Below are 21,770 nucleotides of genomic sequence, written 5' to 3'. Positions count from 1 at the left end.
GATTCAGCATCCTCAGGAGATCTGCATGCAACAAACCACCACCTTCGCCCGTCTGCTGTCCGCCGCCCTGATGGCGACCGCGGCTTCCGCCTCGTTCGCCGCCGATCCGGCGCCGGCCCAGCCCGCGCAGCAGGTCGCGCAGGCTGAAGCCGCGGACCCGGCCGTGGCCGCGCAGGCCGCCGCGATGCTGCAGCAGGACAAGGATCTGCAGGCCCTGCCGTTGACGGTCAGCAGCACCGCAGCCGGTGTCATCGTCGTGAAGGGCGCCGCACCCAGCGCCGAACTGGCGCAGAAGGCCATCAAGCTCGTGGCCGCCGTGCCGGGCGTGAAGGAAGTGCGCAACGAGATCAAGGTCGGCTGAAGCGCCAGCTCCTGATCTCAGGCCCCGTGTGCCCCCGCGGGGCCTTTTTGCGTGTGCGCTCAGCATGAGCGCACTCTCACGGGTGCAAGTCCCGCCGTAAGTTGATCACAGCGAACGAAGCGAAGCGCAACTGCACGAGGGCGAGCGAGTGTGGGGAGGAAGCGTGGAGCGAAGCTGCGAGCCGATGGACAAGAACCGGATAGAAGGCACTGCCGAGCAGGGCGAGCGGGCAACGAACTGCGAAGCTCTCGTGATCAAGGCGAAGCGGTGTAGATCCGGCGGTTGTGCAGTGAAGGAGTGCGTGTCTTACCTGAGGAAGCCTCGCCTCACGCCTGAAAGGGCGACGGCCATGCCGCAGCGAGGTGGCAGCAGAGGTCGTAGTAGCCGGGTAGCGGAGCCGCTGAGGCCACCAGCGAGAGGCGAAGGACCGAACGAGAGCAAGTGAGCGAGGACATGGGGATGTCAAAGGCCATGCCTGACCATCAGCTACTTTGACCGACTGGGCCTTCCCCGGCTCTCATGACCTCAAGCTCTCGAACCGCCTGGTGCGGACCCGCATGCCAGGTGGTGTGGGAAGGGCGGAGCCGAAATGGTTCCCCCCCACTCCCAATCAGCAGCGCGAGTTGTTGACGATGGCCTGCAGGCCGGCCTGGTCGAGGATGCGCAGCTGCCGCTGCTTGACCTCCATCAGCCCGTCGTCCTGGAACTTGGAGAAGGTGCGGCTGACCGTCTCGAGCTTCAGGCCCAGGTAGCTGCCGATCTCCTCGCGCGTCATGCGCAGCACGAGGCTGGACGGCGAGAAGCCGCGTGCCTGCAGACGTTGCGTCAGGTTCAGCAGAAAGGCGGCCAGCCGTTCGTCCGCACGCATGTTGCCCAGCAGCAGCATGACGCCATGGTCGCGCACGATCTCGCGGCTCATGATCTTGTGGAACTGGTGCTGCAGCACGGTGAAATCGCGCGACAGTTCTTCCAGCTGCGCATACGGGATCACGCAGACCGACGAATCCTCGAGCGCGATGGCATCGCAGTGGTGGTGGTCGCTGCTGATGCCGTCCAGCCCCAACAGTTCGCCGGCCATCTGAAAGCCGGTAACTTGGTCGCGCCCGTCCTCGCTGCCGACGCAAGTCTTGAAGAAGCCGGTGCGCACGGCGTACAGCGCCTCGAAACGCTCGCCGTTGCGAAACAGGTGTTCGCCACGCGGCACCGGGCGACGCTTGCCGACCAGGCCGTCGAGCTGGTCCAGCTCACCGGCGTTCAGGCCGACGGGCAGGCACAGCTCGCGCAGGTTGCAACTGGCGCAGGCGACCTTGAGGGGTTCGACGGCGGCGAGGGGAGTTTGCGTGGCCATGCCCGGCATTATGGGCAAGTGCGCGTTGCGGGTCAGGAAGGTCAACATGGCGGCATTCTTGTGGCACTAACCCGCGGACCGCTTGACGTGGATCAAGGCCGCAGGCCGGCGCCGCCGGCACAGTGGCGCAATGGCTGCTGTGACTGATCGCCCCGTACCCGCCGAGTTGCTCGACGCCAACATGCGGCGCCATGACGTGGCCGGGCCGCGCTACACCTCCTACCCGACGGCGGACCGCTTCGTCGAGGCGCACCAGAGCGCCCAGCACCTGCAGGCGCTGGCGCAGCGCGGCACCGCGCAGCCGCTGTCGGTCTACGTGCACATCCCGTTCTGCGAGCAGCTCTGCTACTACTGCGCCTGCAACAAGATCATCACCAAGCACCACGAGCGCGCACAGCCCTACCTGGCAGCGCTGGCGGTGGAAATGGACTTGGTGGCGCAGGCGCTGGGCGCCAGTGCGGGCGGTGTGGCGCCGGTGTCGCAGTTGCACCTGGGTGGCGGCTCGCCGACCTTCCTGAGCGACGCCGAGCTCACGGTGCTGATGGACGCGCTGCGCCAACGCTTCAAGCTGCTGACCGGCGCGGAGCTGTCCATCGAGGTCGACCCGCGCACCGTCGACGGACAACGCCTGGCACACCTGCGGCGGCTGGGCTTCAACCGCCTGTCGTTCGGTGTGCAGGATTTCGACCCCTCCGTGCAGAAGGCGGTGCACCGCTCGCAGCCGCATGAACAGGTCGCGCAGCTGATGCAGCACGCGCGCGAACTGGGCTTCGCGTCCATCAGCGTGGACCTCATCTACGGCCTGCCGCAGCAGACGCCGGCCAGCTTCGCGCGGACCATCGCGCAGGTCGCCGAGCTGCGGCCCGACCGCATCGCGATGTACGCCTACGCCCACCTGCCGCAGCGCTTCAAGCCGCAGCGCCGCATCGTGGCCGAGCTGCTGCCGCCCGCAGGTGACAAGCTGGCCATGCTGTCCGGCGCCATCAGCGCGTTGCTGGGAGAGGGCTATGCCTACATCGGCATGGACCATTTCGCGTTGCCCGACGACCCGCTGGCCATTGCCAAGCGGCAGGGACTGCTGCACCGCAACTTCCAGGGCTACTCCACGCAGCCCGACTGCGATCTCATCGGCCTGGGCGTGTCGTCCATCAGCCGTGTGGGTGCTACCTATGCGCAGAACGCCAAAACGCTGGCCGAGTACGAGGACGCGCTGAACCAGCGCCAGCTGCCCGTGCAACGCGGTCTGGCGCTGACGCGTGACGACCTGCTGCGCCGTGCCGTCATCATGGCGTTGATGTGCCAGGGCCGGCTGGAGTTCGAGTCCATCGCGGCGTCCTACCTCGTCGACGTGCCCCGGTATTTCGCGGCCGAGTTCGAGCGCCTGGAGCCGCTGGCCGCGCAGGGGCTGGTGGAACTGGAGCCCGATGCGCTGCAGGTGACGCCGCTGGGCTGGTACTTCGTGCGTGCCGTGGCCATGGTGTTCGACCGCTACCTGCAGGCCGACGCGAGCCGCGAGCGCTTCTCCAAGATCATCTGATGGCGCTGGATGCCGCGCTGATCGCATCGGCCACGCTGATGGGCCTGGCCGGCATACCGCACTGCGCAGCCATGTGCAGCGCACCCTGCGCGCTGGCGGCAGGCGGCCGGCCGCTGCGTCTGCTGGCCGGCCGCCTGGTGGGCTACACCACTGCGGGAGCGCTGGTGGCGGCGTCTGCCGGGCTGCTCGCGCGGGCCTCGGCGGGGGCCACACTGCTTCAGCCGGCCTGGGCGCTGCTGCAGGCCGGCATGTTGCTGCTGGGCCTGACGCTGCTGGTGCGCGGCCGCATGCCGGCGTGGCTGGGTGCCGTCCGCTGGCGGCCGCAGCCGCGCCATGCATTCGGCACCGGCCTGGCCTGGGTGGTGATGCCCTGCGGCTTGCTGCACGCCGCGCTGTTGCTGGCGGGCTTGTCGGCTGCGCCGCTGAGCGGCGCGGCGGCAATGGCCGGCTTTGCGCTGGCCAGCACGCCCGGTCTGATCATCGCGCCGCTGTGGCGGGCGCGGCTGCTGCGCCGCGGTGACGACGGCGCGATGCCGGCGCTGCGCCTGGCGGGCCTGGCGCTGGCCGTGGGGGCGGGCTGGGGCTTGGCGCACGGCGTCTGGGAGCGCATCGCGCTGCTCTGCTGACCGACTCTAAACTCCGCGGGTTTCCCTCTCGTCCCGCAGCGGAGCCCCCAAGACATGGTCCAACACATCCACGTGCCGGAAGGCGGCCAGAAGATCACGCTCAACGCCGACTTCTCGCTGAACGTGCCGCACCATCCCATCGTGCCGTACATCGAGGGCGACGGCGTGGGTGCCGACATCACGCCGGTGATGCTGAAGGTGGTGGACGCGGCCGTGGACAAGGCCTACGGCGGCACCCGCAAGATCCACTGGATGGAGATCTATGCCGGCGCGAAGAGCACGCGCGTCTACGGCCCGGACGTGTGGCTGCCCGAGGAGACCATCCAGGCGGTGAAGGAGCACGTCGTCGCCATCAAGGGCCCGCTGACGACGCCGGTCGGCGGCGGCATCCGCTCGTTGAACGTGACGATGCGCCAGTCGCTCGACCTCTACGTCTGCCTGCGCCCGGTGCAGTACTTCGACGGCGTGCCCAGCCCCGTGAAGGAGCCGCACAAGGTCAACATGGTCATCTTCCGCGAGAACTCGGAGGACATCTACGCCGGCATCGAATACGAGGCGGGCAGCGACAACGCCAGGAAGCTCATCGCCTTCCTGCGTGACGAATTGGGTGCGAAGAAGCTGCGCTTTCCCGACACCTCGGCGCTGGGCGTGAAGCCGGTCAGCCGCGAGGGCAGCGAGCGGCTGGTGCGCAAGGCCATCCAGTACGCGATCGACCACGACAAGCCGTCGGTCACGCTGGTCCACAAGGGCAACATCATGAAGTTCACGGAAGGTGCCTTCCGTGACTGGGGCTATGCGCTGGCGCAGCAGGAGTTCGGCGCCGAGCCCATCGACGGCGGCCCGTGGTGCCGCCTCAAGAACCCGCGCACGGGCAAGCTCATCACGATCAAGGACGTCATCGCCGACGCCTTCCTGCAACAGATCATCCTGCGCCCCGCCGAGTACAGCGTCATCGCGACGCTGAACCTGAACGGCGACTACATCTCCGACGCGCTGGCGGCGCAGGTTGGCGGCATCGGCATCGCCCCGGGTGCCAACATGAGCGACTCGGTGGCGATGTTCGAAGCCACGCACGGCACGGCGCCCAAGTACGCAGGCAAGGACTACGTCAACCCCGGCTCGTCCATCCTGTCCGCCGAGATGATGCTGCGCCACATGGGCTGGACGGAGGCGGCCAATCTCATCATCAGCGCGATGAAGGGCGCGGTCCTTAGCAAGAAGGTGACCTACGACTTTGCGCGCCTGATGGACGGTGCGACGCAGGTGTCGTGCTCCGGCTTCGGCCAGGTCATGATCGACCAGATGGCCGACAGATAAAGAAAGAAACCCCGGCGCAAAGGCCGGGGTTCAGGAGGCACCTCGTGGTGCTTCACGCAGCGCCTGTAGGTGGCGTCGTTGCAGGAGCCAACGCCTGTTTGCAACTGTAAGCCCGTCGGCCGCGACGTGTCTTGCGAAAGTCATTCGGCGCGCCAGCAGCAAAGGCAGCCCGAGCAGAAAAAAGGGCGCCAGCGGCGCCCGTCGTCATGGTCGCGTGGCCGCTCAGGCGAGCTTGTCCAGCGCCGCATTGAACGTGGCGCTGGGGCGCATCACCACGTCCAGCTTGGAAGCGTCCGGCAGGAAGTAGCCGCCGATGTCCACCGGCTTGCCTTGTACGGCCTTCAGCTCGTCGGCGATCTTGGCCTCGTTGGTGGCCAGCGTTTCCGCCAGCGGCTTGAAGCGTGCGGCCAGATCGGCGTCCTCGGTCTGGGCGGCCAGTTCCTGAGCCCAGTACAGCGTCAGGTAGAAGTGGCTGCCGCGGTTATCGATCTCGCCGGTCTTGGGGCTGGGACCCTTGCCGTTGTCCATCAGTTTGCCGGTGGCTGCGTCCAGCGCCTTGGCCAGCACCTTGGCTTTGGCGTTGCCGGTCTTCAGGCCCAGTTCTTCCAGGCTGACGGCCAGCGCGAGGAACTCACCCAGCGAGTCCCAGCGCAGGTGGTTTTCCTCCACGAGTTGCTGCACGTGCTTTGGCGCCGAGCCGCCAGCGCCCGTCTCGTACATGCCGCCGCCGGCCATCAGTGGCACGATGGACAGCATCTTGGCGGAGGTGCCCAGTTCCATGATGGGGAACAGGTCGGTCAAGTAGTCGCGCAGGATGTTGCCGGTGGCGCTGATGGTGTCCAGGCCGCGGATCACGCGCTCCAGCGTGTAACGCATGGCGCGGACCTGGCTCATGATCTGGATGTCCAGGCCGGTCGTGTCGTGCTCGTGAAGGTACATCTTGACCTTGCGGATCAGCTGCGCCTCGTGCGGGCGGTAGCTGTCCAGCCAGAAGACCACCGGCATGCCGGAGTTGCGCGCGCGGTTGACCGCCAGCTTGACCCAGTCGCGGATGGCTGCGTCCTTGCACTGGCACATGCGCCAGATGTCGCCCTGCTCGACGTTCTGGCTCAGCAGCACTTCACCCGTTTCCAGGTCGGTGATGTTCGCGACGCCGTCTTCCGTGATCTCAAACGTCTTGTCGTGCGAGCCGTACTCTTCGGCCTGCTGGGCCATCAGGCCGACGTTCGGCACCGTGCCCATGGTCTTCGGGTCGAACGCACCGTGCCACTTGCAGAAGTTGATGATCTCCTGGTAAATGCGGGCGAAGGTCGACTCCGGCATCACGGCCTTCACGTCCTTCAGGCGGCCGTCGGCACCGTACATCTTGCCGCCGCTGCGGATCATGGCCGGCATGGAGGCGTCCACGATGATGTCGTTGGGCGAGTGGAAGTTGGTGATGCCCTTGGCCGAGTCCACCATCGCCAGTTCCGGGCGGTGCTCGTGGCAGGCGTGCAGGTCGCGCTTGATCTCTTCCTGCTTACTGGCGGGCAGGGTGGCGATCTTGGTGTACAGGTCCACCATGCCGTTGTTGACGTTGACCCCCAGTTCCTCGAACAGCTTGGCGTGCTTCTCGAAGGCTTCCTTGTAGAAGATCTTCACGCAGTGGCCGAACACGATGGGGTGCGACACCTTCATCATGGTGGCCTTCACGTGCAGTGAGAACATCACACCGGTCTTGCGCGCATCCTCGATCTCCTGTTCATAGAAGGCCAACAGCGCCTTCTTGCTCATGAACATGGAGTCGACGACCTCGCGATCCAGCAAGTCGACCTTGGGCTTGAGCACGATGGTCTTGCCGCTCTTCGTAAGCAGCTCCATCTTCACGCTGCGCGCGCGGTCCAGCGTCAGCGACTTTTCACCGTGATAGAAGTCTCCGTCATGCATGTGCGACACGTGCGAGCGCGAAGCCTGGCTCCACGGGTCCATGCGGTGCGGGTTCTTGCGGGCGTAGGCCTTGACCGCCTTGGGCGCGCGGCGGTCGGAGTTGCCCTCGCGCAGAACCGGGTTCACGGCCGAGCCGATGCACTTGTTGTAGCGGGCGCGGATGTCCTTCTGCTCGGCGGTCTCGGGCTTCTCGGGGAAGTCCGGGATCTTGTAGCCCTTGTCCTGCAGCTCCTTGATCGCAGCCTTCAATTGAGCCACGGAGGCGCTGATGTTGGGCAGCTTGATGATGTTCGCTTCCGGCTTCAGCGTCAGCTTACCCAGCGCCGCTAGGTTGTCGGGTGCGCGCTGCTCTTCACTCAGCAGTTCCGGGAACTGCCCCAGGATGCGGCCGGCCACGGAGATGTCGCTGGTGACGACATCGATGCCGGCCTGCGCGGCAAAGCGCTGGACGACCGGCAGCAGCGAGGCGGTGGCCAGGCGGGGGGCTTCGTCGGTCAGGGTATAGACGATCTTGGGCGTTTCGGCGGTCATGAAGGTGTTCCGGTGAATGTCGAATCTCGGCAGCGCGGCGGCCTCGCGGCCGCGCGCAAGGCCCGAACTCTAGCAAGCCGCTCGCAACCGGCGCTGCAGGAGCCTTCGCCGAGGCTGCATGCAGCCCGCACCAACGCAAAAGCCCCGTGGACTGTCGGGCCACGGGGCTTGCGGTGCGGGCCAGACGGCCCGCAGCAGGGATTTCAGGAAGCGAGCGGTTGGGCCTCCATGGCCGCGCGGGCGGCCTCCATCGGCGTGATGTTCTGCGCCAGCTGGCCCTTGGGGCCCTGCACCAGCTCGAACTGCACCTGGCTGCCCTGCTTCAGCGTTCTGAAGCCTTCCATCTGGATCGCCGAAAAATGGGCGAATATGTCCTCACCACCGGCTTCCGGCTCGATGAATCCAAAGCCCTTGGCATCGTTGAACCACTTGACTTTGCCCAGTGCCATGTTTGTCTCCATTGTTGTGGCACCTCCCGAGGAGGCTGGCGGAATTTTGGTAGCGCAGGAAATAGCGTCAATTCGGGACCTTCCCGGCCGGGTTCACCCGGGGATGCTTGCAATTCAGGCAAGCGTCGCCAACTGCCCGGCATCGAGCGGGGGAATACCCCCGCTCGATAGAATCAACGCATGTCTGTGTACCCCGCCGTGTACCTCGTTTTGCCGCCGCGAAACCATTCGACTCCGCCACCACCCGCGCCGCCGCCGAAGCCGGGCCGTGACGAGGGCGAAGGGGCCGTGGTCGTCGAGCGCCAGACCCAGAAAACCGAGCCGCCGCGGCTCTATCAGGTTCTGCTGCTGAACGACGATTTCACGCCGATGGAGTTTGTTGTCATGGTTTTGCAGGAATTTTTCCGGCACGACCTCGATACGGCGACGCAGATCATGCTCAAAATCCACCACGAGGGTCGCGGTGTCTGCGGTGTGTTCACCAAGGACGTTGCTGCCACGAAGGTGGAGCTGGTACTGGCCGCCTCCCGGCGCGCCGGCCACCCCCTGCAGTGCATTATGGAGGCCGCATGATTGCGCAAGAGCTTGAAGTCAGTTTGCACATGGCGTTCGTCGAGGCGCGCCAGCAGCGGCACGAATTCATCACCGTCGAGCACCTGCTGCTCGCGCTGCTCGACAACCCCAGCGCCGCGGAGGTGCTGCGAGCCTGCGCGGCCAACCTGGACGACCTGCGCAAGAGCCTGACGCAGTTCATCAAGGAGAACACGCCGATGGTGGGCGGCAGCGACGAGGTGGACACTCAGCCCACGCTCGGCTTCCAGCGCGTCATCCAGCGGGCCATCATGCATGTGCAGAGCACCGGCAGCGGCAAGAAGGAAGTGACCGGCGCCAACGTGCTCGTCGCCATCTTCGGCGAGAAGGATTCGCACGCCGTGTACTACCTGCACCAGCAGGGCGTCACGCGCCTGGACGTCGTCAACTTCATCGCCCACGGCATCAAGAAGACCGACCCCGAGCCCCCCAAGGGCCCCGAGGGTCAGGGCCAGGGCCAGCAGGAAGGCGAGCGCGAGGAAGGCGAGGGCGGGGCCAGCAAGGCGTCGCCGCTGGAGCAGTACACGCAAAACCTGAACCAGCACGCCAAGGACGGCAAGATCGACCCGCTGATCGGCCGCGAGGCCGAGGTGGAGCGCGTTGTGCAGGTGCTGTGCCGCCGCCGCAAGAACAACCCGCTGCTGGTCGGCGAGGCCGGCGTGGGCAAGACCGCCATCGCCGAGGGCCTGGCCTGGCGCATCACTGAAGGCGAGGTGCCCGAGGTACTGGCTGATGCAATCGTCTACTCGCTGGACATGGGCGCGCTGTTGGCGGGCACCAAGTACCGCGGTGACTTTGAGCAGCGCTTGAAGGGCGTGTTGAAGGCGCTGAAGGAACAACCCAACGCGGTGCTGTTTATCGACGAGATCCACACGCTGATCGGCGCTGGTGCGGCGTCGGGCGGCACGCTGGACGCCAGCAACCTGCTGAAGCCGGCGTTGTCCAGCGGCGCGATGAAGTGCATCGGCGCGACCACGTTCACCGAGTATCGAGGCATCTTCGAGAAGGACGCGGCGCTGAGTCGGCGCTTCCAGAAGGTCGACGTGGCCGAGCCGTCGGTGGAGCAGACCATCGAGATCCTGAAGGGCTTGAAGAGCCGGTTCGAGGAGCACCACTCGGTCAAGTACGCGCTGGGCGCGCTGCAGGCCGCGGCGGAGCTGTCGGCCAAGTACATCAACGACCGCCACCTGCCGGACAAGGCCATCGACGTCATCGACGAGGCTGGCGCCGCGCAGCGCATCCTGCCCAAGAGCAAGCAGAAGAAGACCATCACGCGTGTCGAGGTGGAAGACATCGTCGCCAAGATCGCGCGCATCCCGCCGGCGTCGGTCAACAGCGACGACCGCAGCAAGCTCAAGACGCTGGACCGCGACCTGAAGAGCGTGGTGTTCGGTCAGGACCCGGCTGTCGACGCGCTCGCCGCCGCCATCAAGATGGCGCGTTCGGGTCTGGGCCGGCCTGACAAGCCGGTGGGCTCTTTCCTGTTCAGCGGGCCTACAGGCGTCGGCAAGACGGAAGTGGCCAAGCAGCTCGCCTACATCCTGGGTATCGAGCTGATCCGCTTCGACATGTCGGAGTACATGGAACGCCATGCCGTCAGCCGCCTGATCGGCGCGCCTCCGGGCTACGTGGGCTTCGACCAGGGCGGCCTGCTGACCGAGGCCGTCACGAAGAAGCCGCACGCCGTGTTGTTGCTGGACGAGATCGAGAAGGCCCACCCGGACGTCTTCAACGTGCTGCTGCAAGTCATGGACCACGGCACGCTGACCGACAACAACGGGCGCAAGGCCGACTTCCGCAACGTCATCATCATCATGACGACGAACGCGGGGGCGGAGGCGCTGAACAAGTCGACCATCGGCTTCACCACGTCGCGCCAGCAGGGCGACGAGATGGCCGACATCAAGCGTCTGTTCACGCCGGAGTTCCGCAACCGCCTGGACGCCATCGTGTCGTTCCGTCCGCTGGACGAGGAAATCATCCTGCGCGTGGTCGACAAGTTCCTGCTGCAGCTGGAAAGCCAGCTGCAGGAGAAGAAGGTCGAGGTCAGCTTCTCCGACGCACTGCGCAAGCAGCTCGCCAAGAAGGGCTTCGATCCGCTGATGGGCGCGCGGCCGATGCAGCGCCTGATCCAGGACACGATTCGCCGCGCGCTGGCCGACGAACTGTTGTTCGGCAAGCTGGTGGATGGCGGTCGGCTCAGCGTGGACGTGGACGACAAGGGCGAGACGGTGCTGGACATCCAGCCGACGCCGCCCAAGCCCAGCAAGGACGGCAAGCCGAAGGCGGAACCCGCCACGGCCTGAAGCAAGGGACGCCTCGGCGTCCCTTTTCCTTGTGCGCTCAGCATGAGCGCACTCTCACGGGTGCAAGTCCCGCCGTAAGTTGATCACAGCGGACGAAGCGAAGCGCAACTGCACGAGGGCGAGCGAGTGTGGGGAGGAAGCGTGGAGCGAAGCTGCGAGCCGATGGACAAGAACCGGATAGAAGGCACTGCCAAGCAGGGCGAGCGGGCAACGAACTGCGAAGCTCTCGTGATCAAGGCGAAGCGGTGTAGATCCGGCGGTTGTGCAGTGAAGGAGTGCGTGTCTTGCCTGAGAAAGCCTCGCCTCACGCCTGAAGGGCGACGGCCATGCCGCAGCGAGGTGGCAGCAGAGGTCGTAGTAGCCGGGTAGCGGAACCGCTGAGGCCGCCAGCGAGAGGCGAAGGACCGAACGAGAGCAAGTGAGCGAGGACATGGGGATGTCAAAGGCCATGCCTGACCATCAGCTACTTTGACCGACTGGGCCTTCCCCGGCTCTCATGACCTCAAGCTCTCGAACCGCCTGGTGCGGACCCGCATGCCAGGTGGTGTGGGAAGGGCGGAGCCGAAATGGTTCCCGATTCAACCTGCCGGGTTCTGTCTGAAGAAGCCGGTGAGCAGGTCGTACATCGCCGGCGCGTCGGCCCGCATGGCGGCCGGTGCGACGAAGAAGGCTTCGACGGCTACCGCGAAGAATTCCTCGACGGCCTCGCCGCCGTAGGGATCGATCAGCGTGTCCTCACCGGCGTCGATGCGCGCGCAGAACTTCTCCCATTCCGCGTCGATGGTGGCGATCCAGCCCTCGCGCTCGGCCGCATCCAGCGGCGGCACGCCGTCGGCCAGGCCGTCGCGCATGTCGATGACGTGGGCGAACTCGTGGATGACCACGTTGAACACCTCGTCCTTGCCAAACTGCGTCGGGTCGTTGCTGACCGCGATCGCGTTCCAGCTCAGCATCAGCGGGCCGCCCTCCATGGCTTCGCCGGCCAGCTCCTCGTCGTACTCGTGGACGATGCCATCGTCGTCCTGGACGCTGCGCTGCGCGACGACCTCACCCTCGTGCATGACGATGCCGACGAAGCCGTCGTACCAGGACAGGCCCAACCGCAGCACCGGCAGACAGGCCTGAGCGGCCACGGCCACGGCGACTTCGTCGGTCACCTCGAAGCCGTTGACGCCGTGGAATTCCTTGGCCGACAGGAAGAGGCTGCACAGCCGCCGCAGCTCGGCGAGGTCGTCGTCGCTGCGCCGGGCCAGGAAGGGATAGCGCAGCAGCGTCAGCTGCCACAGCGAATCGGGGATGGCGTGGCGTTCGATGGCGCGCTGTTCGCGCCAGCCCTTGATGGCCTTGAGGATCACAGCGGCACGCGTTGCAGGCCGGCCGCGGACAGGCGGATCACGTCGCCGCGAGCCGAGGGGCCCTCCAGATCCCAGTCCGACAGCACGACACGTTGCAGGCCGTCGCCCAGGTCGTGGACGGCTGGCCGGTGCGTGTGGCCGTGAATCAGCGTGGTCGCATCCGCCTCATGCAGGAGCCTGCCGCAGGTCGGGCCATCGAGGTCGGTGCCCATCAACTGCGCCGCCTGTGACGCGCGGCTCTGCGCTCGTGCCTGGCGACCGAAGGCCTGCCGGTCCGCCAGTGGTTTGGCGAGGAAGTCCGCCTGCCACGCGGCAGAGCGGCTGGTTGCGCGCCAGGTCTGGTAGGCCGTGTCGGCCACGCATTGCGCGTCGCCATGGGCGAGCAGCCAGCGCTGGCCGAAAGCATCCAGCACGGTGGGATCGGGCAGGGCGGTCATGCCGGCAGCGGCCAGCAGATCGGGGCCTACGAGGAAGTCGCGGTTGCCGGACATGAAGAACAGGTCCAGTTGCCGGCTTGCGGCATGCAGCATCGCCACGATGCCCGCTTCAAACGGCTCATGGCGCGCATCGTCGCCGACCCAGACTTCGAAGATATCGCCGAGCAGTAGCACTGCCTGAGCGGGCGTCTCGGCGAAATGCTGTTCTAGCCGGGCCAGCGTGCCCGGCGTGTCCGGCCCGAGGTGCAGATCGGACAGCAGGTCCACCTGCTGCCACCGCACCGGGGCCGTCAGCGTGTGGATCAAACCTCGACGGCCTTCTCGATGACGACGTCATCGACGGGCACGTCGCCGTGGCCGCCGCGGCCAGCCGTCTTGACCTTCTCGATCTTGTCGACCACGTCCTGGCCCTCGACGACCTTGCCGAACACGGCATAGCCCCAGCCCGACGGCGATTCGGACTTGAAGTCCAGGAAGCCGTTGTTGGTGGTGTTGATGAAGAACTGCGCGGTGGCGGAGTGCGGCGCATTGGTGCGTGCCATCGCCAGCGTGTAATGGGCGTTCTTCAGGCCGTTGTTGGCCTCGTTCTGGATCGGCGCTTCGGTCGACTTCTGCGTCATGCCAGGCTGGAAGCCGCCGCCCTGGATCATGAAGCCCTTGATGACGCGGTGGAACACCGTGCCGTCGTAGTGGCCGCTGCGCACATAGCTGAGGAAGTTGGCGACGGACAGCGGCGCCTTCTCGGCGTCCAGTTCGATGAGGATGTCGCCGTGGTTGGTGGTGAGTTTGACTTGGCTCATTTTTTGGCAGGCTCGATCAGAGCCTTGGTGATGAAGACGGGCTTGATGGGTAGGTTCTCGAACACGCCCACCGCTTTGGTTTCCGCGGCACGGATCTTGTCGACGACTTCCATGCCCTCGACGACCTGACCGAAGACGGCGTAGCCGGTGCCTGTGCGGCCGACGTCGGCGTCGAGGAAAATATTGTCGACAACGTTGACAAAGAACTGCGACGTCGCCGAGTTGGGGTCGCCGGTGCGCGCCATAGCGACCGTTCCGCGCAGGTTGAGCAGGCCGTTACCTGACTCCAGCGGAATGGGCGGCTTGGTCGGGCGCTGCTTCAGCTTGGCGTCATAGCCACCGGTCTGCACCATGAAGTTGGGAATGACGCGGTGGAAGATGACGCCGTTGTAGTGGCCGGCCTTCACGTACTGAAGGAAGTTAGCGACTGACTTGGGCGCCTTCTCGGCGTTCAGCTCGATGCGGATGTCGCCTTCGGATGTCTGCAGCTTCACGGTCTGCGCCGACGCGCCGGTGGCCGCCAGCAGTGTGGCGAACAGGAGAGCAATCTTTGTCATGGTGACCTCAGCGTGTCATCTGTTTGAGGGGGCCGGCCAGGTCCAGCGTGCGGCTGATCTTGCCGGCTAGTGCATCGCCGGGCGCGACGCTGGCCTTCTGGGCGCGCTGGTAGGCGCGCAGTGCGAGCCGCACCAGCACATCGCCCAGATTCTCCAGCGCCTGGGCGTGCTCGGGCTGCAGGCGCAGCGCCTGTTGCAGCGCTGCCTGGGCGGCGTCAAGGTCGCCGGCGGCGGCGTGCAGCACGGCGAGGTTGTTGAATGGGTCGGCCAGGTCCGGGAAGTCTTGCGTCAGCTGCGTGAACAGTGCCTGGGCCTTGGCACGCTCACCCAGCTCCATCTGCATGACGCCCAGCGCGAAGCGCAGCTGGAGATCGTCCGGGGTGCGGGTCAGGGCTTGCGCAACCAGGTCGGCGGCCTGCGTCTTCTGGCCGGCCAGCCACAGGCGTTGGGCGCTGGCCAGGTCGTCTGCGAACACGGGCGGCGTGGCCAGCGCGAACAGCAGCGCGAGGGAGGTGAGGGGCAGGCGCATGAGGGTTGTAGCGGGGAGGGGCCTTGGGGGTGGCCGCTATACTGAATTCATTCTATGAGCCCCGCCTGGTCGGTCCCGGTGCGGGGCTTCTTGTTGGTGGCTCTGCCCCACGTTTTTGCTTCACATGTCCCTGCGCGTCCACAACTCCCTCAGTCGCAATCTCGAAGACTTTCAGCCGCTCGTGCCTGGCCAGGTGCGCATGTATGTGTGCGGCATCACGGTCTACGACTTGTGCCACATGGGCCATCTGCGCATGAACATGGCGTTCGACGTCATCTACCGCTGGCTGCGCGCCAGCGGGTACCAGGTGACCTATGTGCGCAACGTGACGGACATCGACGACAAGATCATCAGGCGTGCCGTGGAGCGTGGCATGACCATCCGCCAGCTCACCGAGGAAATGACGGCCGCGATGCACGAGGATTTCGCCGCAGTGGGCCTGCTGCGACCGGACCACGAGCCGCGCGCGACCGGGTACGTGCCGCAGATGCTGTCGCTGATCGAACGGCTGGAGGCGCGCGGTCTGGCCTACCGTGCCGAGGGCGGCGACGTGAACTACGCCGTGCGCAAGTTCGCGGGCTACGGCAAGCTCAGCGGCAAGAGTGTGGACGACCTGCGCGCCGGCGAGCGCGTGGCGGTGGATGACGGCAAGCTCGACCCGCTGGACTTCGTGCTGTGGAAGGCCGCCAAGGCCGACGAGCCCGCCGACGCCAAATGGGCTGCCCCCTTCGGCGAAGGCCGCCCGGGCTGGCACATCGAGTGTTCAGCGATGAGCTGCGCGCTGCTGGGTGAGAGCTTCGACATCCACGGCGGCGGTGCCGACCTGCAGTTCCCGCACCACGAGAACGAGATTGCGCAGAGCCAGGGTGCCGGCTATGACTTCGCGAAGTACTGGCTGCACAACGGCTTCCTGAATGTCGATGGCGAGAAGATGTCCAAGAGCCTGGGCAACTTCTTCACCATCCGCGACGTGCTGCAGAAGTTCGACGGCGAGACGCTGCGTTTCTTCATGCTGCGCACGCACTATCGCCGCCCATTCAACTTCAGCGACTCGCACCTGGAAGACGCCCGTACGGCGCTGACGCGCCTGTACACGGCGCTGGATGCGGTGCATCCCGCCGAGGTCGCCATCGACTGGACCGAGCCCAGCGCCGCCGCCTTCAAGGCCGCGATGGACGAGGACTTCGGCACTCCGGGCGCCGTGGCCGTGCTGTTCGACCTGGTCAACGAGGTGAACCGCGACCGCTCGCCGCAGAGGGCCGGCCTGTTGAAGGCGCTGGCCGGCGTGTTGGGCGTGTTGCAGCAGGCCCCCCGCAACTACTTGCAGGGCGGGTCGGGTGACGACGCGACCTGGATCGAGGAGCGCATCGCCGCCCGCGCTGCTGCCAAGGCCGCTCGGGACTTTGCCGGTGCCGATGCGATCCGTGCCGAGCTGACGGCCAGGGGCATCACGCTGAAGGACAGTGCCGGGGGCACGACCTGGGTGAAGAGCTGATGTCATCGAAGACGCCTGCCGAGGTCGTGCCTGAAGTGGTCCCGCCCTATTGGGACGAGGCCTGCAAGCACCTGGCCAAGCGCGACCGGGTCATGAAGAAGCTCATCCCCCAGTTTGGCGAGGCCCGCCTGCAAAGCCGCGGCGACGCGTTTGCGACGCTGGCGCGCTCCATCGTCGGCCAGCAGATTTCGGTGAAGGCCGCCCAGTCGGTCTGGGGGCGCTGGGTCGACCTGATGCCAAAATTCCAGCCGCTGGCCGTGCTGGCGCTGGGCTTTGACGAGCAGCGGGCCGCCGGATTGTCAGCCCGCAAGGTCGAGTACCTGCGCGATCTGGCCGAGCACTTCGATTCGGGCCAGGTCCATGTGCGCCAGTGGGCGCAGATGGACGACGAAGCCATCATCGAAGAACTGGTCGCCATCCGCGGCATCGGCCGCTGGACGGCCGAGATGTTCCTCATTTTTCACCTGATGCGCCCCAACGTGATGCCGCTGGACGACGTCGGCCTGTTGAAGGGCATCAGCCAAAATTACTTCTCCGGCGAGCCCGTCTCGCGTGCCGAAGCCCGCGAAGTGGGCGACGCCTGGGCGCCGTACCGCTCCGTGGCCGTTTGGTACATTTGGAGAAGCCTCGATCCGCTACCTGTGGACTACTGATGAGCAAGAAACACTTTCTGGAATTCGAGCAGCCCATTGCCGAGCTCGAGACCAAGATCGAAGAACTGCGCTACGTGCAGAGCGAGTCCGCCGTCGACATCTCCGAGGAGATCGACCGCCTCTCGAAGAAAAGCCAGCAGCTGACGAAGGAGGTCTATTCCAACGTCGCGCCGTGGCAGGTGTATCAGGTGGCCCGCCACCCGCAACGACCGCAGACGCTGGACTACTGTGAAGAGGTCTTCACAGAGTTCCAGGAACTGCACGGTGACCGCCACTTCGCCGACGACGCCGCCATCGTGGGCGGCATCGCGCGCTTCAACGGCCAGCCCTGCATGATCATCGGCCACCAGCGCGGTGGTGACGCCAAGGAGCGCACGCTGCGCAACTTCGGCATGCCGCGCCCCGAAGGCTACCGCAAGGCCCTGCGTCTGATGAAGCTGGCCGAGAAGTTCGGTCTGCCTGTGTTCACGTTCATCGACACCATGGGTGCCTACCCCGGCATCGGGGCCGAGGAGCGCAGCCAGAGCGAAGCCATCGGTCGCAACATCTTCGAGATGGCGCAACTGGAAGTGCCAATCATCGCCACCGTCATCGGCGAAGGGGGCTCGGGCGGCGCGCTGGCCATCGGTGTGGCCGACCAGGTGCTGATGCTGCAGTTCGCGGCCTATTCCGTCATCTCGCCCGAGGGCTGCGCCTCCATTCTGTGGAAGAGCAGCGAGCGCGCGTCCGACGCGGCCGAGGCGCTGGGCATCACGGCGCATCGCCTGAAGGCGCTGAACCTGATCGACAAGATCGTCAACGAGCCGGTGGGTGGCGCGCATCGCGACCCCAAGCAGATGGCGTCCAACCTGAAGCGTGCGCTGTCCGACGCGCTGCGCCAGGTCAGCGACCTGAAGACCCGCGAGCTACTGGACCGTCGCTACGAGCGCGTCCAGGCCTATGGCCGCTTCAGCGACACGAAGAATCGTTGAGACTGACCGGGTCGCTGTCGCCTTCAGCGGCGGCCTCGACTCCACTGCGCTGCTGCACGTGGCGACCCGCTCGGGTGCGCGGGTGCTGGCGCTGCATGTTCACCACGGGCTGCAGCCGCAGGCGGACGACTGGGTCGTGCACTGCGAGCGTGTGGCGGCTGAGTTTGGTGCCTGCTTCGCCAGCACACGACTGACCGGCGCACCGGCGCGCGGCGACAGCATCGAGGCGTGGGCCCGCAGCGGCCGGCATCAGGCGCTGCACGATATGGCGACGGCGGCCGGCGCGGACCTGCTGCTGCTGGCGCACCACCGGCAGGACCAGGCCGAAACTTTCGTGCTGCAGGCGATGCGCGGCGCGGGCGTGGCTGGGCTCGCGGCCATGCCTCGCATGCACTGGCGCGATGGCCTGTGCTGGGCGCGCCCCTGGCTGGATCAGCCGCGCGCGCGGATCCTCGCTTATGCCGAGCAACACGGTTTGCGCTGGATCGAGGACCCGAGCAATGCAGACGCGAGGCTGGCCCGCAACCGGCTGCGTCAAACCTTGTGGCCGGCCTTTCCAGGCGGGGAGGCCGGGCTGGCCCAGGCAGCACGCTGGGCGCAGCAGGCGGCCGCGCTGGCGGCCGAGGTCGCCAAGCAGGATCTCGCCGGCCTGGCGCCCGGGGAGCGCCTGGACCTGCCGGCACTGACACGGCTGTCGCCGGCGCGTGCCAGCAACGCGCTGCGCGCCTGGCTGTCGCGCCACACCCAGGCGCCGGCCAGCCTGGTGGCGCGACTGCTGGAGGAGTGGCGACCGGGTTCGCCGGCGATGTGGCCGGCCCCTGGTGGCGAGTTGCATGCCTACCGCGACGGACTGTTCTGGTTCGACGGCGCCGTCGAAGCGCCGCCAGCGAGTCTCGTCGATCTGAGTCGACCCGGCCTGCATCCGCAGCCCGGTTGGCGGGGAGGCTGGCTCGTGGAAGCCGCGCCGATCGGCATCGCACCCGCTCGTCTTGTCTGCCTGACGCAGCGTGCCCGCGCGTCTGCCGATCAGTTCCAGCGTGCGCCGACTTCCGTGCCGCGCAGCCTGAAGAAGGCCTGTCAGGAGGCAGGATTGCCGCCATGGCGACGTGGCGGGCCGTTGCTGCTGGACGGCGAGGGGCGTCTTATTGCCGTCGCCGGCTTGGGCGTGGACGCGCGTGCCTTCGCGGATCAAGATGAGCCGCAGCTTTCCTTGCGCTGGTTGGAGGACTCAGCCTTGCTCCAGAGCGAAGGCGCAGCGCGCAACCCTGCCTAAAATCAGGGGTTTGCGAGCGTGCCTTTCCGGCGGCTCCGTTTTCAGCCTTCGCTCAATCTCATGGCTTTGATCGTCCACAAGTACGGCGGTACCTCGATGGGGTCCACCGATCGCATCCGCAACGTCGCCAAGCGCGTCGCCAAATGGGTGCGCGCCGGCCACCAGATGGTGGTCGTGCCCTCGGCCATGAGCGGTGAAACCAACCGACTGCTGGGGTTGGCCAAGGAGTTGTCGCCAGCCAGCGTCACGGCCGAGGTCAACCGTGAACTGGACATGATCGCCGCCACCGGCGAGCAGGTCTCGGTAGGCCTGCTGGCCATTGCGCTGCAGGCAGAGGGCGTGCAGGCCGTGAGCTACACAGGATGGCAGGTGCCGGTGTCCACGGACTCGTCGCACACCAAGGCCCGCATCGAGAGCATCGACGACAAGCGCGTGCGCGCCGACCTGGCCGCGGGCAAAGTGGTCGTCATCGCCGGCTTCCAGGGCATCGATGCCAACGACAACATCACGACGCTGGGTCGTGGCGGCTCCGACACGTCGGCTGTCGCCATCGCTGCGGCGATGAAGGCCGACGAGTGCCTGATCTACACCGACGTGGACGGCGTCTACACAACCGATCCGCGCATCGTGCCCGAGGCGCGCCGCCTGCACACCATCAGCTTCGAAGAGATGCTGGAGATGGCGTCGCTGGGCTCCAAGATTCTGCAGATCCGCTCGGTGGAGTTCGCGGGCAAGTACAAGGTGCCGCTGCGCGTGCTGTCCAGCTTCACGCCCTGGGACATCGACATCAACGAAGAAGCCAAGTCCGGCACCCTGATCAGTTTTGAAGAGGACGAAAACATGGAACAAGCCGTCGTTTCGGGCATTGCCTTCAACCGTGACGAGGCCAAGGTGACGCTGCTGGGCGTACCCGACAAGCCCGGCATCGCTTTCCAGATCCTGGGCCCGGTGGCCGAGGCCAACATCGACATCGACGTCATCATCCAGAACGTCTCGCACGACGGCAAGACCGACTTCTCGTTCACCGTGCACCGCAACGACTATGCGCGCACGATGGAACTGCTGCAGAGCACCGTCGGCCCCGCCACCAATGCGGGTAAGGTCGTTGGTGATGCGAAGATCTGCAAGGTGTCGATCGTCGGCATCGGCATGCGCTCGCACGTCGGCGTGGCCAGCAAGATGTTCCGCGCGCTGAGCGAAGAGGGCATCAACATCCAGATGATCTCCACCAGCGAGATCAAGACCAGCGTCGTCATCGACGAGAAGTACATGGAACTGGCCGTGCGCGCGCTGCACAAGGCCTTCGATTTGGATCAGGACGCAGTCGCTGCCTGATTTTTGCGAGAAGCTCGCTGCACTTGATATAGAATGCGCGGCTGTGCTGGAGTCGTGACCGAGTGGCCGAAGGTGCTCCCCTGCTAAGGGAGTATGTGGGCAAAACCTGCATCGAGGGTTCGAATCCCTCCGACTCCGCCAAGTACACGTTCTAGGACGTCCCAAGACGTCTCCCAAAGAACCCTGAAAGCCCGTTTTCCCCAGTGGAGACGGGCTTTTTTGTTTCCGGGTGTCCCGCGGCATCCGAGCCGATCTGTGTGCGGCAACCAGGCATTCTTGTGCCAGCCCGCACCTTCACTTTTGCCTGAGAGCGCTGAATCGTCGTCACTCCAGGCTCCCAGACCAGGTGGGATGAGCAACCTATCGAGGCATCACTGCTACCGCCGCGTGAGCGTCCACAGCCCCAGTGCCGACAGCGCTGCGAACAGCAGACCGCTCCAGACCTCGTAGGGCAGGCCCATCAGTCGGTAGGCCGCGGCTTCGGCGCAGTTGGCCGTGACCATGAATACCGACGGCCACAGCTCTTCGAGTTGCAGCGCGGTGATGATCTTGTCGGCCAGGCCCATTGCGCAGGTGGCGCTCTGTGACGCGACCTCGTGCTGGAACACCGCCGCCGTCAGGCCCGCGGCGCACAGCATCAGCACGACGACCAGCGCGGCCTGGCGCAAGGAGCGCTTGGCTTGCACCAACCAGCCCAGCAGCGACAGTGCGCCGATGAGCAGGTAAATGGCCCGCTGCAGCACGCACCAGGGGCACGGCTTCACGCCGAACTGGTGCTGCGCGACGAGCGCGATGCCCACGCCGGCAAAGCTGGCGGCGGCCATGGCCAGCAGCGCGCGTGCCGGCAGCTTGGACGGCGAGCTGACGAACATCAGTCGCGCACTTCGGCGATCAGCTCGATCTCGACGCAGGCGCCCATCGGGATCTGCGCCACGCCGAACGCGCTGCGGGCGTGCTTGCCGGCGTCGCCCATCACGGCGGCCAGCAGTTCCGAGCAGCCGTTGGTGACCAGGTGCTGTTCGGTGAAGTCCGGCGTGCTGTTGACCAGGCTCATGACCTTGACGATGCGCACCACCTTGCCCAGGTCGCCCGTCGCGGCCTGCAGCGTGCCCAGCAGATCGATGGCGACGGCGCGGGCGGCTTGCTGGCCGGTGGCGGTGTCGGTGTCCTTGCCCAGCTGACCCAGCCAGGGCATGCCATCTTTCTTGGCAATGTGGCCGGACAGGAACAGCAGGTTGCCGGTGCGCGTGAAAGGCAGGTAGGCCGCTGCGGGAATGGCCACGGGGGGCAGCGTGATGCCCAGTTCGGCCAGCTTGGCCTGGATGGCGGCGGAGGTGCTCATGCGGGGAAGCGCGGTGGCGCGTGAGAAAAAC

Annotated in this window: 21 protein-coding genes and 1 tRNA gene; 12 read left to right on the top strand and 10 right to left on the bottom strand. The window is 66.1% G+C overall.

Annotated elements, in window-relative coordinates; all coding sequences use genetic code 11:
* The first annotated feature begins 25 nt into the window (after positions 1–25).
* Positions 26–361, top strand: a complete 336-nt coding sequence (locus ACG02S_RS07405) for a BON domain-containing protein (RefSeq protein ID WP_394469799.1) — start codon at positions 26–28, stop codon at positions 359–361.
* Between the two features lie 610 nt (positions 362–971).
* Here ACG02S_RS07405 and fnr read toward each other — a convergent pair.
* Positions 972–1,718, bottom strand: coding sequence for a fumarate/nitrate reduction transcriptional regulator Fnr (gene fnr, locus ACG02S_RS07400; protein WP_394470151.1), 747 nt, complete (start codon positions 1,716–1,718; stop codon positions 972–974).
* Positions 1,719–1,839: 121 nt separating this feature from the next.
* Between fnr and hemN the strand changes: the two genes are divergently transcribed.
* The 3 genes from hemN to icd are packed head-to-tail and all read left to right on the top strand — an operon-like array spanning position 1,840 to position 5,189.
* Positions 1,840–3,246: an oxygen-independent coproporphyrinogen III oxidase gene (gene hemN / locus ACG02S_RS07395; RefSeq protein ID WP_394469798.1), complete on the top strand. Its 1,407-nt coding sequence runs from the start codon at positions 1,840–1,842 to the stop codon at positions 3,244–3,246.
* Positions 3,246–3,872 carry an urease accessory protein UreH domain-containing protein gene (locus ACG02S_RS07390; protein WP_394469797.1) on the top strand — a complete coding sequence of 209 codons (627 nt, stop codon included), beginning with the start codon at positions 3,246–3,248 and terminating at the stop codon, positions 3,870–3,872. The genes hemN and ACG02S_RS07390 overlap by 1 nt, the downstream gene beginning before the upstream one ends.
* 54 nt (positions 3,873–3,926) lie before the next feature.
* Positions 3,927–5,189, top strand: coding sequence for an NADP-dependent isocitrate dehydrogenase (gene icd / locus ACG02S_RS07385; protein WP_394469796.1), 1,263 nt, complete (start codon positions 3,927–3,929; stop codon positions 5,187–5,189).
* Between the two features lie 222 nt (positions 5,190–5,411).
* On the opposite strand, the gene ACG02S_RS07380 is transcribed toward icd, so the two are convergent.
* Together ACG02S_RS07380 and ACG02S_RS07375 are read right to left on the bottom strand one after the other, a co-directional pair.
* A complete protein-coding gene (locus ACG02S_RS07380; RefSeq protein ID WP_394469795.1) occupies positions 5,412–7,646 on the bottom strand; it encodes an NADP-dependent isocitrate dehydrogenase in 2,235 nt (744 codons plus the stop codon).
* Positions 7,647–7,849: 203 nt separating this feature from the next.
* Positions 7,850–8,095 carry a cold shock domain-containing protein gene (locus ACG02S_RS07375; protein WP_394469794.1) on the bottom strand — a complete coding sequence of 82 codons (246 nt, stop codon included), beginning with the start codon at positions 8,093–8,095 and terminating at the stop codon, positions 7,850–7,852.
* A gap of 180 nt (positions 8,096–8,275) precedes the next feature.
* Here ACG02S_RS07375 and clpS point away from each other — a divergent pair, with 180 nt between their 5' ends.
* Together clpS and clpA are read left to right on the top strand one after the other, a co-directional pair.
* Complete coding sequence (clpS, locus tag ACG02S_RS07370; protein ID WP_394469793.1) at positions 8,276–8,668, top strand: ATP-dependent Clp protease adapter ClpS; 393 nt, start codon at positions 8,276–8,278, stop codon at positions 8,666–8,668.
* A complete protein-coding gene (gene clpA, locus ACG02S_RS07365; RefSeq protein WP_394469792.1) occupies positions 8,665–10,992 on the top strand; it encodes an ATP-dependent Clp protease ATP-binding subunit ClpA in 2,328 nt (775 codons plus the stop codon). Before clpS ends, clpA begins: the two co-directional genes overlap by 4 nt.
* Positions 10,993–11,570: 578 nt before the next feature.
* Here the strand turns inward: clpA and ACG02S_RS07360 are convergent.
* The 5 genes from ACG02S_RS07360 to ACG02S_RS07340 are packed head-to-tail and all read right to left on the bottom strand — an operon-like array spanning position 11,571 to position 14,670.
* Positions 11,571–12,344: a M90 family metallopeptidase gene (locus tag ACG02S_RS07360; protein WP_394470150.1), complete on the bottom strand. Its 774-nt coding sequence runs from the start codon at positions 12,342–12,344 to the stop codon at positions 11,571–11,573.
* Entirely contained in the window at positions 12,344–13,051 is a 708-nt protein-coding gene (locus ACG02S_RS07355; protein WP_394469791.1) for a UDP-2,3-diacylglucosamine diphosphatase, read from the bottom strand. The genes ACG02S_RS07360 and ACG02S_RS07355 overlap by 1 nt, the downstream gene beginning before the upstream one ends.
* 35 nt (positions 13,052–13,086) lie before the next feature.
* Positions 13,087–13,584 carry a peptidylprolyl isomerase gene (locus tag ACG02S_RS07350; protein WP_394469790.1) on the bottom strand — a complete coding sequence of 166 codons (498 nt, stop codon included), beginning with the start codon at positions 13,582–13,584 and terminating at the stop codon, positions 13,087–13,089.
* Positions 13,581–14,141: a peptidylprolyl isomerase gene (locus ACG02S_RS07345; protein WP_394469789.1), complete on the bottom strand. Its 561-nt coding sequence runs from the start codon at positions 14,139–14,141 to the stop codon at positions 13,581–13,583. The genes ACG02S_RS07350 and ACG02S_RS07345 overlap by 4 nt, the downstream gene beginning before the upstream one ends.
* Before the next feature lie 7 nt (positions 14,142–14,148).
* Positions 14,149–14,670 (bottom strand): tetratricopeptide repeat protein, encoded by a 522-nt coding sequence (locus tag ACG02S_RS07340; RefSeq protein ID WP_394469788.1) that lies wholly within the window; start codon positions 14,668–14,670, stop codon positions 14,149–14,151.
* A 124-nt stretch (positions 14,671–14,794) separates the two neighbouring features.
* Here ACG02S_RS07340 and cysS point away from each other — a divergent pair, with 124 nt between their 5' ends.
* The 6 genes from cysS (at position 14,795) to ACG02S_RS07310 (ending at position 20,538) form a co-directional block, all read left to right on the top strand.
* Positions 14,795–16,165 carry a cysteine--tRNA ligase gene (cysS, locus tag ACG02S_RS07335; RefSeq protein WP_394469787.1) on the top strand — a complete coding sequence of 457 codons (1,371 nt, stop codon included), beginning with the start codon at positions 14,795–14,797 and terminating at the stop codon, positions 16,163–16,165.
* Entirely contained in the window at positions 16,165–16,818 is a 654-nt protein-coding gene (locus tag ACG02S_RS07330; protein ID WP_394469786.1) for a DNA-3-methyladenine glycosylase family protein, read from the top strand. Before cysS ends, ACG02S_RS07330 begins: the two co-directional genes overlap by 1 nt.
* Positions 16,818–17,789 (top strand): acetyl-CoA carboxylase carboxyltransferase subunit alpha, encoded by a 972-nt coding sequence (locus tag ACG02S_RS07325; protein WP_394469785.1) that lies wholly within the window; start codon positions 16,818–16,820, stop codon positions 17,787–17,789. Before ACG02S_RS07330 ends, ACG02S_RS07325 begins: the two co-directional genes overlap by 1 nt.
* Positions 17,758–19,062 (top strand): tRNA lysidine(34) synthetase TilS, encoded by a 1,305-nt coding sequence (gene tilS, locus ACG02S_RS07320; RefSeq protein WP_394469784.1) that lies wholly within the window; start codon positions 17,758–17,760, stop codon positions 19,060–19,062. The genes ACG02S_RS07325 and tilS overlap by 32 nt, the downstream gene beginning before the upstream one ends.
* Before the next feature lie 60 nt (positions 19,063–19,122).
* Complete coding sequence (locus ACG02S_RS07315) at positions 19,123–20,397, top strand: aspartate kinase (RefSeq protein ID WP_394469783.1); 1,275 nt, start codon at positions 19,123–19,125, stop codon at positions 20,395–20,397.
* A gap of 48 nt (positions 20,398–20,445) precedes the next feature.
* Positions 20,446–20,538: transfer RNA gene (locus tag ACG02S_RS07310), tRNA-Ser, on the top strand.
* A gap of 236 nt (positions 20,539–20,774) precedes the next feature.
* Here the strand turns inward: ACG02S_RS07310 and ACG02S_RS07305 are convergent.
* Entirely contained in the window at positions 20,775–21,269 is a 495-nt protein-coding gene (locus ACG02S_RS07305) for a disulfide bond formation protein B (protein ID WP_394469782.1), read from the bottom strand.
* Positions 21,269–21,739, bottom strand: a complete 471-nt coding sequence (locus tag ACG02S_RS07300) for a RidA family protein (protein WP_394469781.1) — start codon at positions 21,737–21,739, stop codon at positions 21,269–21,271. Before ACG02S_RS07300 ends, ACG02S_RS07305 begins: the two co-directional genes overlap by 1 nt.
* Positions 21,740–21,770: the final 31 nt, after the last annotated feature.

Origin of the sequence: Pelomonas dachongensis (assembly GCF_043555865.1) — a bacterium.
In the GTDB taxonomy this organism is placed as follows: domain Bacteria; phylum Pseudomonadota; class Gammaproteobacteria; order Burkholderiales; family Burkholderiaceae_C; genus Pelomonas; species Pelomonas dachongensis.
Note: the sequence above shows the minus strand (reverse complement) of the source record. Positions and strands in the feature narration are given on the sequence as shown.